The sequence below is a fragment of the Desulfofundulus salinus genome, from assembly GCF_003627965.1.
Classification (GTDB): domain Bacteria; phylum Bacillota; class Desulfotomaculia; order Desulfotomaculales; family Desulfovirgulaceae; genus Desulfofundulus; species Desulfofundulus salinus.
In genome coordinates, this window is record NZ_RBWE01000001.1 from 1,426,684 (window position 1) to 1,439,164 (window position 12,481).

The 12,481-nt window shown below is 55.7% G+C and carries 12 protein-coding genes; 11 read left to right on the plus strand and 1 reads right to left on the minus strand.

Translation table 11 applies throughout. The features are described from left to right. Positions 1-142 precede the first annotated feature (142 nt). The 5 genes from D7024_RS07295 (at position 143) to D7024_RS07315 (ending at position 5,401) form a co-directional block, all read left to right on the plus strand. Positions 143-994, plus strand: a complete 852-nt coding sequence (locus tag D7024_RS07295) for a sulfide/dihydroorotate dehydrogenase-like FAD/NAD-binding protein (RefSeq protein WP_121451187.1) — start codon at positions 143-145, stop codon at positions 992-994. Beyond that, positions 994-2,403, plus strand: coding sequence for an NADPH-dependent glutamate synthase (gltA, locus tag D7024_RS07300; RefSeq protein WP_121451188.1), 1,410 nt, complete (start codon positions 994-996; stop codon positions 2,401-2,403). The genes D7024_RS07295 and gltA overlap by 1 nt, the downstream gene beginning before the upstream one ends. A 155-nt stretch (positions 2,404-2,558) precedes the next feature. Continuing rightward, entirely contained in the window at positions 2,559-3,767 is a 1,209-nt protein-coding gene (gene xseA, locus D7024_RS07305) for an exodeoxyribonuclease VII large subunit (RefSeq protein WP_121451189.1), read from the plus strand. A gap of 136 nt (positions 3,768-3,903) precedes the next feature. Beyond that, positions 3,904-4,755, plus strand: coding sequence for a bifunctional 5,10-methylenetetrahydrofolate dehydrogenase/5,10-methenyltetrahydrofolate cyclohydrolase (locus D7024_RS07310; protein ID WP_121451190.1), 852 nt, complete (start codon positions 3,904-3,906; stop codon positions 4,753-4,755). A gap of 13 nt (positions 4,756-4,768) precedes the next feature. Continuing rightward, positions 4,769-5,401, plus strand: coding sequence for a cyclodeaminase/cyclohydrolase family protein (locus D7024_RS07315; RefSeq protein ID WP_121451191.1), 633 nt, complete (start codon positions 4,769-4,771; stop codon positions 5,399-5,401). Positions 5,402-5,495: 94 nt separating this feature from the next. Here D7024_RS07315 and D7024_RS15360 read toward each other — a convergent pair whose 3' ends face one another. Further along, positions 5,496-5,630 (minus strand): hypothetical protein, encoded by a 135-nt coding sequence (locus tag D7024_RS15360; RefSeq protein WP_013823008.1) that lies wholly within the window; start codon positions 5,628-5,630, stop codon positions 5,496-5,498. A gap of 123 nt (positions 5,631-5,753) precedes the next feature. Here D7024_RS15360 and mnmL point away from each other — a divergent pair, with 123 nt between their 5' ends. The 6 genes from mnmL (at position 5,754) to D7024_RS07345 (ending at position 12,447) form a co-directional block, all read left to right on the plus strand. Further along, positions 5,754-6,728: a tRNA modification radical SAM protein MnmL/YtqA gene (mnmL, locus tag D7024_RS07320; protein WP_121451192.1), complete on the plus strand. Its 975-nt coding sequence runs from the start codon at positions 5,754-5,756 to the stop codon at positions 6,726-6,728. 413 nt (positions 6,729-7,141) lie between these two features. After that, positions 7,142-7,399 (plus strand): exodeoxyribonuclease VII small subunit, encoded by a 258-nt coding sequence (xseB, locus tag D7024_RS07325; RefSeq protein WP_435374059.1) that lies wholly within the window; start codon positions 7,142-7,144, stop codon positions 7,397-7,399. A gap of 5 nt (positions 7,400-7,404) precedes the next feature. Further along, positions 7,405-8,295 (plus strand): polyprenyl synthetase family protein, encoded by an 891-nt coding sequence (locus D7024_RS07330; RefSeq protein ID WP_121451193.1) that lies wholly within the window; start codon positions 7,405-7,407, stop codon positions 8,293-8,295. Between the two features lie 799 nt (positions 8,296-9,094). Next, positions 9,095-9,682 carry a hypothetical protein gene (locus D7024_RS07335; RefSeq protein WP_121451194.1) on the plus strand — a complete coding sequence of 196 codons (588 nt, stop codon included), beginning with the start codon at positions 9,095-9,097 and terminating at the stop codon, positions 9,680-9,682. Positions 9,683-9,709: 27 nt separating this feature from the next. Continuing rightward, positions 9,710-11,629, plus strand: a complete 1,920-nt coding sequence (gene dxs, locus D7024_RS07340) for a 1-deoxy-D-xylulose-5-phosphate synthase (protein ID WP_121451195.1) — start codon at positions 9,710-9,712, stop codon at positions 11,627-11,629. Further along, the gene (locus tag D7024_RS07345) at positions 11,626-12,447 is read left to right on the plus strand and encodes a TlyA family RNA methyltransferase (protein WP_121451196.1); all 822 of its coding nucleotides are present in this window, start codon (positions 11,626-11,628) and stop codon (positions 12,445-12,447) included. The genes dxs and D7024_RS07345 overlap by 4 nt, the downstream gene beginning before the upstream one ends. Positions 12,448-12,481: the final 34 nt, after the last annotated feature.

Sequence of the window (12,481 nt, forward strand, 5' to 3'; positions counted from 1 at the left end):
TCCTTTTTCTTTTTTGAAAGTGCTGTTCATAAGTTATGGGACGTGGCAGGAATTTGCTATCATAGCTAGAATAATAAGATAATTATTTTAAAGAGGTTCCATACTTATTTAAAATGCATTTAAGGGAGGGGGAAGGGAATTTATGTTCAAAATTTTAGATAAGCAGGTATTCTCACCCATTATCAAACAAATGGTTATTGAAGCACCCAGGGTAGCCAGGAAATGTCAGCCGGGTCAGTTTGTTATTTTGCGCATTCACGAAGAAGGTGAACGTATTCCACTGACCATTGCGGACTTTGACCGGGAGAAGGGTACCATTACCATCGTCTTTCAGGAGGTCGGCAAAACCACCAAACAGCTGGGAACACTGGAAGCGGGAGATTATATCAAAGACTTTGTCGGACCTCTGGGGACCCCTTCCCATATTGAAAACTTCGGCACGGTCATATGCGTCGGTGGCGGTGTAGGGATAGCTCCGGTGTTCCCCATTGCCCGGGCGTTGAAAGAGGCCGGCAATCACGTAATCAGCATCATCGGTGCCCGCACCAGGGAACTGCTATTTTGGGAAGACCGGATGCGGGAAGTTTCCACCGAGCTTTTTGTGACCACCGATGATGGTTCCTATGTGCGCAAGGGTTTTGTTACCGATGTCCTGAAGGAAATTATTGAGGAGCGGGGCAAGGACAACATCAACCTGGTGCTGGCCATCGGTCCCCAGCCCATGATGCGGGCCTGTTGTAATGTCACTAAAGATTACGGCATCAAAACCATTGTCAGCCTGAACGCGCTGATGGTGGACGGTACGGGGATGTGTGGTTGTTGCCGGGTGACCGTGGGCGGCCAGACCAGGTTTGTTTGTGTGGATGGTCCTGAATTCGACGGTCACCAGGTGGACTTTGCTGAACTGGCCCGTCGTTCAGCCACCTTCCGGGCAGAAGAACAACGGGCACTAGAGCGTCATACATGCCAGTGCGGATGTGGAGGTGGCAAATAATGGCCGAGAAGAAGGAAATAATCCCTCAAAAACACCCGATGCCTGCCCAGGATCCCATAGAGCGGACCAGGAATTTCAACGAAGTGGCCCTGGGTTATGACGAAGAAACTGCGGTGGCGGAAGCGAAACGTTGCCTGCAGTGTAAAAAGGAACCCTGCCGGCAGGGTTGCCCGGTGGAGGTAGATATTCCGGCGTTTATTAAGCTGGTGGCCGGGCGGGACTTTGCCGGCGCCATCAAAAAGATCAAGGAAAAGAATGCCCTCCCTGCCGTGTGTGGCCGGGTTTGCCCGCAGGAAAACCAGTGTGAGAAATACTGCACGTTGGGCAAAAAGCACGAGCCTGTGGCCATCGGGCGGCTGGAACGCTTCTGTGCCGACTGGGAGCTGGCCCGGGGTGTGCTGCCCCAGGAGGTGGCCCCGCCCACCGGTTTCAAAGTGGCGGTGGTGGGTTCCGGCCCGGCGGGTCTTACCTGTGCTGCCGACTTAGCCAAACTGGGTCACAGGGTGACCGTTTTCGAAGCCCTGCATGTAGCCGGCGGTGTGCTCATGTATGGCATTCCCGAGTTCCGTCTGCCCAAGCGGGTGGTACAGGCCGAGGTAGAAAATCTGAAAAAGCTGGGTGTAGAAATCATTACCAATGCGGTGGTTGGTAAGTTTGCCACTGTGGATGAGTTGATGGAGGAAGAGGGCTTTGACGCCATATTTATCGGCACCGGTGCCGGTCTGCCGTATTTCATGAACATTCCCGGGGAGAATTCCTGCGGCGTTTATTCCGCCAACGAATTCCTCACCCGGACCAACTTGATGAAGGCTTACCTCTTCCCCGAGTGGGATACTCCCATCAAGGTGGGCAGGAAAGTGGCCGTAATTGGCGGCGGCAATGTGGCCATGGACGCGGCCCGCACTGCTCTGCGCCTGGGGGCGGAAGAGTCCTGGATTGTTTACCGGCGTTCCGAAAAGGAACTGCCCGCCCGCCACGAGGAAGTGGAACATGCCAAAGAAGAAGGAATTAAGTTTGCCTTTTTAACCAACCCCGTACGTATTCTGGCGGACGAAAACGGCTGGGTGAAGGGTATGGAGTGTCTGCGCTATGAGCTGGGCGAGCCCGATGAATCCGGTCGGCGGCGGCCGGTGCCCATCCCTGGCTCCGAGTTTGTCATGGAAGTGGACACGGTGGTAGTGGCCATCGGCCAGGCCCCCAACCCGCTGGTACCCAGGACCACCAGGGGCCTGGAGCTGGGCAGAAAAGGCAATATAGTGGCCGACCCGCAAACCGGGGCCACTTCCAAGCCCGGTGTTTTTGCCGGCGGCGACGTGGTTACCGGTGCCGCTACAGTTATCCTGGCCATGGGGGCCGGACGAATCGCAGCCCGGTCCATCCACGATTATTTGATGAAGAAGAAGGCTTAGATTTTAGCAAAGATGAACGGACGGCGGTCTTTTCCTCCGGCTACGCCATTGCCGCGGGGGACGACCGCCGCCCGAAGGGTTTTTGATAATAATGGTAATTGTCTAATAATAATTAATGAGACAAAAAGTGAGAATAATACGGAGCTTGTAGTTAGATGCTCAAGGTACTTACCGTAAGCGAACTTACCGGCCACATCAAAAACCTCCTTGATAAAGACCCGCTTTTGCTGAACCTCTGGGTAAAAGGGGAGATCTCCAACTGTAAACAGGCGGCCAGCGGTCATCTTTATTTTACCCTCAAGGATGAGTTCTGTTCCATTAAGGCGATAATGTTTCGTTCCCGGGGGCGCCGTCTCCTTTTTCAACCGGAAGACGGGATGGCCGTGCGTGTACGGGGCTATGTATCGGTTTACCCCCGGGACGGTACATACCAGCTATATGTGGAAGAGATGGAGCCCGAAGGTACAGGGGCCCTTTATCTGGCCTTTGAACAATTAAAGCAAAAGCTGGAAAAAGAAGGCCTTTTTGCTCATCAGTATAAAAAAAAGTTGCCCCTTTTGCCGCGCCGCATCGGTATTGTTACCTCGCCAACCGGGGCGGTGCTGCGGGATATGGTTAAAATTATCCGCCGGCGCTGGCCGGGCCTGCAGATCATTTTTGTGCCCGTGTCGGTACAGGGGGAAAGCGCCCCCCGGGAGGTGGCCCGGGCACTGCATTGGCTGAACCGCCTGGGGGCCTGCGATGTGATCATTGTCGGCCGTGGTGGTGGGTCCCTGGAGGAATTGTGGGCCTTTAACACCGAAGTGGTGGCCCGGAGCATTTTTGCTTCCGATATTCCGGTAATTTCGGCCGTCGGCCATGAAACCGATTTTACCATTGCCGACTGGGTTGCGGATGTACGGGCTCCCACTCCTTCGGCGGCGGCAGAAATGGTGGTCCCGGTTCGCGAAGAAATGGCCCGATATCTGGGGCTTTTGGAAGGGCGCCTGTTACGGACCATACGGGAAAAATTGCAAACCTATCGAGCAAGGCTGGATGCCTGCCGTCAGAGCAGGGTATTCCGTTACCCGGTGGATGTCCTCTGTGGTTTCCGGGGACAAATGGTGGACGATCTGTTCCGCCGCTTAAAACGGGCCATGGAGCAATATCGCCTGCGCCAGCAAAGCCGCCTGGCGTTGCTGTCCGGTCAACTGCAGGCCCTGAGTCCCCTGGCCACCCTTGCCCGGGGGTACAGCATTTGTACCCGTCCAGATACAGGTGAGGTGGTGCGGCGGGCCGGGGAGGTTGCACCGGGGGAGAAGGTACAGGTAGAGCTATATCGCGGCCGTCTTTTCTGCCAGGTAGAGGGATCAATTATAGAGTAATTAAATGTTCAGTAAAACCGCATTGTTAACTACAAGGGCACGGCGTTGTCCGGAAGCATATGAGTGAGCGGATAACGCCTGCCTTAGGCGGGTGACTAAACATTTACTAGAGTAAATGTAAAGGGGGAGGCTAAACATGGCAGCGACACTTATTGATGGGAAAAAGGTGGCGGCGGAGATCCGGGAAGAGGTTAAGGCCGAAGTGGCCCAGTTGAGGGAACGGGGCATTATACCCAAGCTGGCCGTGGTCCTGGCCGGTGACGATCCGGCCTCTGTGGTCTATGCCCGGTCCAAGGAGAAATCCTGTGCCAATGTGGGCATTGAGTTTGAGCTTTTCACCTTGCCCGGCAACGCGCCCGAGGAAGAAGTGCTGGCGCTCATCGACCGCTTGAACAAGGACGACAGCGTACACGGGATTATGATTGAGTTGCCCTTGCCCAAACACATGAACAAACAGCGGGTGCTGGAAGCCGTGTCGCCGAAAAAGGACGTGGATGGCGTCCACCCCATCAACCGGGGTTACATTTTAAGCGGCGGGGACGGCCTGTTCCCGGCCACACCCCAGAGCTGCATTGAAATCATGCTCCGTACCGGCATTGAAATCAAGGGTAAAAATGCCGTGATTGTGGGCCGGGGCGAAACGGTCGGCAAACCACTCATCTTTATGATGCTAAACCAGAATGCCACGGTTACCGTGTGCCATACCAGGACCGCCGATCTGGCCTACCATACCCGCCAGGCAGATATCCTCATTGCCGCCGTCGGCAAGCCGAAAATGATCAAGGCCGATATGATCAAACCCGGCGCTGTAGTGGTGGATGCCGGTATCAACCAGGTGGAGGGCGGCATCTGCGGTGACGTGGACTTTGAAAACGCCAGGGAGGTTGCCGGGGCCATTACCCCTGTGCCCGGCGGTGTGGGCAGCCTGACCACCGTGCTAATTCAAAAGAACGTGCTGAAGGCCATCAAGCTGCAGGGGAAAATTTAAGGAGGTGCCTTTGATGAGCGAGATTTTTGATTTTCCCTTTCGCAAGATACTGGCGGTAGCTGCTTCCGATGCCCCAACTCCCGGTGGGGGCAGCGTTTCCGCCATGGTGGGTGCTCTGGGGGTGGCCATGACGGCCATGGTCGGTAACCTCACGGTTGGTAAGCCCAAGTTTGCCGACGTGGAGCCCCAGGTCAAGGAAATTACCGGTGCCGCTTACTTTATTATGAATAAATTGGAAAAGCTGGTGGCGGCCGATATCGCTGCCTTCGGTAAATTCATGGAAGTCTACCGGATGCCCAAAAACACCGAGGAAGAGAAGGCCAGGCGGGACGAGCTGATGCAAAAGGCCCTGAAAACGGCCACTGACACTCCCATGGAAGTGGCCCGCACCCTCCTGGAGGCCCTGGAGATTACCGAAAGGCTGGCTAAGATTGGCAATAAAATGGCCATCAGCGATGCGGGTGTGGCCGCCTACGTCTGTGAAGCGGCCATCAACGCCGTCCTTTTGAGTGCTGACATCAACATCCCCATGATCAAAGACGAGGACTATGTCAAGGGCATTCTGGCAGAAAAGGAAAGGATCGTTTCCGAGGCCAAACGGTTAAAGGATGCAGCTGTGGCCGTGGTTCAGGAAAGAATGAAATAAAGAACCTTTCGATTTGCACTATTACGCGGGCGGGTCTGCCGGCAACAGGCGGACCCGCCCGCCGTTTTATACATGCATGGTTTAGTTATTTTAGTTAATAAAATGTCACCTCATTTAACTTGATCCAGCCCAGCAGGTCCAGCAGATCCGCCAGCTGATCAAATAATTGCTTTTGTTCCTCCAGGGAGAGTTCCTCTATTGCTCGCACCAGTTCCTCTATCCGGGACATATTTTCACCTCCCTGCTTACATAAGATAAGCAATGCCCGCTTCCTTTGTCAAATCATTCGCGAACGCACGGGTATTTGCGCTACCGGCCATTTGTGGTAAGATAGGGGCCAGGAGGGTCACTCATGTCCGCAAACCAGACCCGCTACCGGGTTTATTCGGAATTCCTGAAAGAAAAATTCGGGGGCAAAGTATACAAGCTGCCCATCAACCTCCCCGGAACCTGTCCCAACCGGGACGGCACTATCAGTACCGGCGGTTGCATTTTCTGCGACGAGGAGGGGGCGGGTTTTGAGTGCCTGCCCAGCAGTCTCTCGGTGGAGGAACAGCTGGCAGCCAACCGGGAGTTTTTTCGCAAACGCTACAAAGCGGATAAATTCATCGCCTACTTCCAGGCTTTTACCAACACTTACCTGCCCTTTGAGCGCTTCCGGGAATATGTCCTGGCCGCTGCCGGCGGTGAAGATATGGTGGGCATTTCTATTTCTACCCGCCCGGACTGCATCAACGACCGTTACCTGGATTTCCTGGCAGAAGTGGGCCGGGAAAAAAATCTGGTCATGGACATCGAACTGGGGCTGCAAACGGTCAATTACCATTCCCTGTTGCGGGTCAACCGCGGGCATACCCTGGCCGAGTTTATCGATGCGGTGCAGCGCATCAAAGAGCGGGAGCTGGAAATCTGCGTGCACCTGATCCTGAACCTGCCCTGGGACGATATGATTGACGTAATCGAAAACGCCAAGATTCTCTCCGCCCTGCAGGTGCAATATGTAAAGCTCCACTCCCTTTACGTTGTCCGGGATACCGTACTGGGGGAAATGTACCAGCGCGGGGAGTTTTCCATCATCCCTATGGAGGAATACGTGGACCGGGTGGTGACATTTCTGGAATACCTGCATCCGGATATCGTCATCCAGCGCCTGGTCGGCCGCGGCCCCTATGACCGGGTGCTTTTCTCCAACTGGGGAGTGAGCTGGTGGCAGGTAAAGCAAAGGATTGAAGCCAGGCTGGAGGAACTGAACACCTGCCAGGGCCGACTCTGCGACTATTTAAACGGCCCGGCGTTGCGGAAGAGATTTTTAAGTAGACACCTATGACGCTTTCAGCGTCACTGCCGTTTTGCACGGAAGCGAGCGACATTGAGCCGAGCAGATGCCAAACTTAGCGAGACCGAGGGCGGAGGCGGGGCCGAGGGCATGGATGCCCGAGGCCGGCCCCTGAGGCACGGATGCCGAATGGGCCGGGAACCCCGCCGGAGTCCGAGGTCGAGCGCTAGTTTGGCCTGCGAGGCGAACGGAGCGAGCGCGTGCAAACGGCAGGCAATTGCTATTTTCAGGGTAGATAAGCCGATTTCGTCCGGTCCGGATCGTCTTCCGCGACGAGGGAAGGCCGGCACCCATGCGATAAAACCAGAGCCGGCCTGAAGCAAGCCGCGGTGCTGTCGGCGCGAAGCATTGGAGTGAGCGAGGACAGCACCGCATCCAACCGGGTTCAAAAGCGAGGTATAGCCATGAAAAAACTAACCTTTGAAGAAGCGCTGGCCAGACTGGAAGCAGTGGTACGGGAACTGGAAGAAGGACAGTTGCCTCTGGAAAAATCCCTGGCCCTTTTCGGGGAGGGGATTACCCTTACGCGTTTCTGTCATCAGGAGCTGGAAAAGGCCGAGGAGCGTATTTCCATACTCACCGCCAATGAAAAGGGAGAACCGGTATTAAAAGATTCCGACCCCTGTCTTGCTGATCTGCTCAATCCGGAGAGGAAGGAGTAAGCAAATTGGACTTTTTGACCGAACTTAAAGTTAGGGCAGCCCTGGTGGACCGGGCACTGGATGAGCTTTTACCGTCAGAAGATACTTATCCGCCTGTAATTCACCAGGCCATGCGGTACAGCCTTTTTGCCGGGGGGAAAAGGCTGCGGCCCGTCCTGGTCCTGGCAGCGGCCGAAACGGTAGGCGGCGACCCCGCACGGGTATTGCCGGCAGCCTGTGCCCTGGAATTGATCCATACCTATTCTTTGATCCATGACGATCTGCCTGCCATGGATAACGATGATTTCCGGCGGGGAAAGCCGACCTGTCACCGGGTTTATGGTGAAGCGGTCGCCATCCTGGCGGGGGACGCCCTGCTAACCCATGCCTTTGCTCTTCTGGCTAAAAATGCCCAAAACCAGCTGGCACCGGCGGAACGGGTGGTGCAGGTCATTGAGGAGGTAGCGGCAGCTGCTGGCACGCTGGGGCTCATTGGCGGGCAGGTGGTGGATACCCTGGCTGCGGACACCACAGTAGATGACGCTACCCTGGAGTATATCCACCGCCACAAAACCGGGGCGCTGTACCGGGTGGCCGTGCGGGCAGGGGCCATTTTAGCCGGCGCAAAGGAAAAGCAGCTGGAGGCCTTGACTATTTATGCCGAGAACCTGGGTCTGGCTTTTCAAATACAAGACGATATCCTGGATGTAGAAGGTGACCCGGCCAGGCTGGGCAAACCCGTGGGCAGCGACGAAAGAAATAAAAAGGCTACCTATCCGGCTCTTTTCGGATTGGATGTGGCCAGGGCAAAGGCCAGGGAAGCGGTCGCGGCAGCCCTGGCCGCCCTGGAGCCTTTTGATGAGCGTGCCGATTTTTTGCGGGAACTGGTCCGGTTTGTAATTGCGCGGGATTTTTAGAGCTTGAAGGAGATTTAGCGCGTGGCATTGACCCTGAAGGGTTTGTATGTCAGCGGCGAGCTGCTGCCAACCGGGGGTCATCTTAAAGGTTAACAGCATCATTTGCTTTTATTTCTGAGCTTATGTTATAATACACTTCCGGAACTAGAAAGTGGGATAAGTGACGCAGTATCCTAGTCAGGTATGCCTTTTTTGAAGACGGGCCTAAAAATCCGTCGCGGGCACATCGATGAAGTTCCTGGTGCTGGCTGCTGACGCCCAGTCGGGGGCTGGTACTGGGAGTTAAGGAGTGAGGGCGAGCCGCAAAGGCATGCGGGCGTGGACCCTGACTCCGCGGAGACCCAAGTGCGTGGGAAAGCGTAAAAGCCGTACTATGGCTTGGGGTGTGAACCTGCACGTGGTGAAAGCTGCGTGCAGTGTAGCCTGCCTTGAGTGGTAGCGGTGGATGTCGTTGGTAGCCGGTACCTTTATCCCCAATGGGCCCAGGGGAAGGTAACCGGTGGACTGAAACCGTTACTGCAAAAGAGGCTAGAAAAAGGCCATCCTGTCGGGGAAAACTCCTAGGCTGTCCGGTAACACCGGGGCAGCGCGGGGATTGCAGTGTGGACTAAGTGGTAATCCAGCCCCGGAACCGGCAACGTCCCGGAGGCAGTCCGAAGGGGAAACCGCCGGCATGGCGACAGCCGGTGACTGCTTGGGAAAACCTGCTGGACCTTAAGCCACAATATTTACCCGCGCTGCTGTCACTTACCTCCGTAAAACATACTCCCTTTTTCCTTCCCGTATGAGGTGACTGTATTTGGGAAACAATAAATCTACAGTTTCAGGCCGGTACGTACTTGTGGTGGGTACGGCCTCTTTTTTACTGGCCATAATATTTTTTTGGTTTTCAGAATTGTTGGCCGGCAAGGTAAAAAGTCTTTTTTTATCTTTTCTTTTTTTAGTTATAATTATACTGATCGGTATCGTGGCCGATATCGTGGGTACGGCAGTGGCAGCTGCTGAAGAGTCCCCTTTCCATGCCAAAGCGGCCAAGCGGGTGCGCGGGGCAAGGGAAGGGGTATATCTGATCAGGAACGCCGACCGGGTGGCCAACATCTGTAATGATGTTATCGGGGATATTGCCGGAACAGTAAGTGGCGCTCTGGGAATTGCCCTGGTTTTGCAAATCTTACTTTACTGGAAGGGTATCAACCAGGCTTTGTTGAATATGATGGTAACCGCTCTCATTGCCGCTTTTACCGTAGGCGGCAAGGCGGCCGGGAAGCGCATAGCCATTTCCCGGGCCAACGAGGTAATTTTTCTGGTGGGAAAATTACTGGCTGCCTTTGAACAGTTGACGGGGATAAGTGTGACCAGGAAAAAATACCGTCGGGCAGGCAAATAACACCAGGTGCGTCGGGAAGGGGAAAAAATGGGAGACTTGCTTTCGACAATTAACTCTCCGGCGGATCTACGCTCTCTGGATATGGCCGGTTTACAGCAGCTTGCTTCCGAAATCCGGCAGGAGATTATCGAAACAGTGGCCAAAAACGGCGGCCACCTGGCCCCCAATCTGGGGGTGGTGGAACTTACCCTGGCATTACACCGGGTTTTTCAAACCCCCCGGGATAAAATTGTCTGGGATGTAGGCCACCAGTCCTATGTGCACAAGCTGGTTACCGGCCGCCGTCCGGTTTTTCATACACTGCGCCAGTTTGGGGGCATCAGCGGTTTTCCCAGACCCCAGGAGAGCGAACATGATGCCTTTGGCACCGGGCATAGCAGCACCTCCATTTCCGCAGCTTTAGGTTTGGCCCTGGCCCGGGACCTGAAGGGCGACAATTACTCCGTGGTAGCGGTGATTGGGGACGGGGCGTTGACTGGGGGTATGGCCTTTGAGGCCTTAAACCATGCCGGCCACCATAAGACCAATTTAATCGTTGTCTTAAATGACAACGAGATGTCCATTGCCCCCAATGTAGGAGGGCTTGCTAAATACTTGAGCCGCCTCCGCACCGATCCCATGTATTCCAAAGGCAAGGAAGAGCTGGAACAGCTTTTAAAGCGCATTCCAGCCATTGGTCCCCGCGTGGTTAAAGCGGTGGAGCGGGTAAAGGACTCCCTGAAATATCTGGTAGTACCCGGCATGTTTTTCGAGGAACTCGGCTTCATCTACCTGGGGCCGATTGACGGGCACAATATCCAGGCCATGATCAATGTCTTCCAGCAGGCCAAAACCACCAGAGGACCCGTACTGGTACACGTGCTCACCCGCAAGGGGCGGGGTTACCCGCCGGCGGAGGAGAATGCCGATAAATTTCACGGGGTTGGTCCGTTTGAAGTTAAAACGGGCCAGGTAATTAAAAAGCCGGGGCAGCCTCCCTCTTATACCGAGGTATTTGGGCGCACCCTGGTGGAACTGGGACGCCGGGACAAGCGCATTGTAGCCATTACCGCAGCCATGCCTTCCGGTACCGGTTTGGATCATTTTGCCGCTGCCTTTCCCGAACGGTTCTATGATGTTGGTATTGCCGAACAACACGCCGTTACCCTGGGCGCGGGCCTGGCGGCTGGCGGATTAAGGCCCGTAGTGGCTATTTATTCTACCTTTTTGCAAAGGGCCTACGACCAGGTGCTCCACGATGTCTGCCTGCAAAACCTGCCCGTAACCTTTGCCCTTGACCGGGCAGGTCTGGTCGGAGAAGACGGAGCTACCCATCACGGCGTGTTTGATTTTGCTTATCTGAGATCCATTCCCAACCTGGTGCTTATGGCTCCCGGGGACGAAAATGAGCTGCGCCAGATGTTAAAAACGGCGCTGGATTACCCGGGACCGGCGGTTTTGCGCTATCCCCGGAGTGCCGGTACGGGGTGCCCGCTGGATGAAAAAATTATCTCCCTGCCGGTGGGGAAGGCCCGGGTGCTCCGGGAAGGAGACGACATCACCCTGTTAGCCGTGGGCACCATGGTTTCCCTGGTCGAGGAGGCGGCTTCCCTTTTGGAACAGCAGGGCATCCATGCCACGGTGATCAACGCCCGGTTCGTCAAGCCACTGGATGAGGAATGTATTACCCGCTATGCCCTGCGCACCCGGCGGGTGGTTACCATCGAGGAGCACGTCCTGCAGGGAGGATTCGGCAGCGCCGTCCTGGAACTGCTTGGGGACAGAGGGTTGCGCAACGTCCAGGTCATTCGCCTGGGAATTCCCGATGAGTTTATCGAGCACGGCAGCCGGGCCGTTTTGCTGGCCCGTTGCGGCCTGACCGTGGAAGGGTTGGTCAATACCGTATTACAGGCCCTGGGGGCGCGCAGGGCAAGAACAAAGGTAAAAATTGGAGTGCAATGGCCATGACCGCCGCCAGGCAGCGCCTGGATTTGTTGCTGGTGGAACGGGGACTTTTTGCCAGCAGGGAAAAAGCCAGGGCTGCGGTGATGGCCGGCCAGGTACGGGTGGACGGGCAACCGGTGGATAAGCCCGGCCGGCTGGTGGACCCCCGGAGCCAGATTGAGGTTACCGGGCAGATGCCTTACGTCAGCCGCGGCGGTTTAAAACTGGAAAAAGCCATTCATAGCTTTCAGCTGGATTTTACCGGCCGGGTAGTTCTGGACGTGGGGGCATCCCACGGCGGATTTACCGACTGTGCCCTGCAGCATGGTGCCCGCCTTGTTATTGCTGTGGATGTGGGATACGGTCAGATGGCCTGGAAGCTCCGCTGCGACCCCCGGGTGGTACTCCTGGAGCGCACCAACATCCGTTACCTGCAGCCGCAAGACCTGCCTTACCTGGCTGATATAGCGGTGGTAGATGTTTCTTTTATTTCCCTGGAGAAGGTACTGCCCAAACTGCAGGAACTGACCACCAGCGATGCCCTGGGTGTAGCGCTCATTAAACCCCAATTTGAGGCCGGACGGGAAAGGGTGGGCAAAAAGGGAGTGGTACGGGACCCGGCGGTGCACCGGGAAGTCATTACTGCCGTTTGCCGGGTCATTAAAGGTCTGGGGTGGGGCGTACGGGGTCTCGATTTTTCGCCCATTAAGGGTCCGGAGGGCAATATCGAGTTTTTGGTTTGTTTTCACCGGAAGGCCCCCGACCAGGTAGACCTCTCTTCCACCATCCCGGCGGTGGTGGCCCGGGCCCACGCCGAACTTGACGCCGGTAACGGGGATTAGCCCGCTGCCGGCGGTTTTACCTAAAAGGAGTGAC

Bases quoted from the DNA above. Each gene is read 5' to 3' on its own strand.
- xseB (WP_435374059.1), top strand. From the start codon at position 7,142: ATGAAAAAACTAACCTTTGAAGAAGCGCTGGCCAGACTGGAAGCAGTG.
- D7024_RS07310 (WP_121451190.1), top strand. From the start codon at position 3,904: ATGGCAGCGACACTTATTGATGGGAAAAAGGTGGCGGCGGAGATCCGG.
- mnmL (WP_121451192.1), top strand. From the start codon at position 5,754: ATGTCCGCAAACCAGACCCGCTACCGGGTTTATTCGGAATTCCTGAAA.
- dxs (WP_121451195.1), top strand. From the start codon at position 9,710: ATGGGAGACTTGCTTTCGACAATTAACTCTCCGGCGGATCTACGCTCT.
- D7024_RS07295 (WP_121451187.1), top strand. From the start codon at position 143: ATGTTCAAAATTTTAGATAAGCAGGTATTCTCACCCATTATCAAACAA.
- D7024_RS15360 (WP_013823008.1), bottom strand. From the start codon at position 5,630: ATGTCCCGGATAGAGGAACTGGTGCGAGCAATAGAGGAACTCTCCCTG.
- xseA (WP_121451189.1), top strand. From the start codon at position 2,559: ATGCTCAAGGTACTTACCGTAAGCGAACTTACCGGCCACATCAAAAAC.
- D7024_RS07315 (WP_121451191.1), top strand. From the start codon at position 4,769: ATGAGCGAGATTTTTGATTTTCCCTTTCGCAAGATACTGGCGGTAGCT.
- gltA (WP_121451188.1), top strand. From the start codon at position 994: ATGGCCGAGAAGAAGGAAATAATCCCTCAAAAACACCCGATGCCTGCC.
- D7024_RS07345 (WP_121451196.1), top strand. From the start codon at position 11,626: ATGACCGCCGCCAGGCAGCGCCTGGATTTGTTGCTGGTGGAACGGGGA.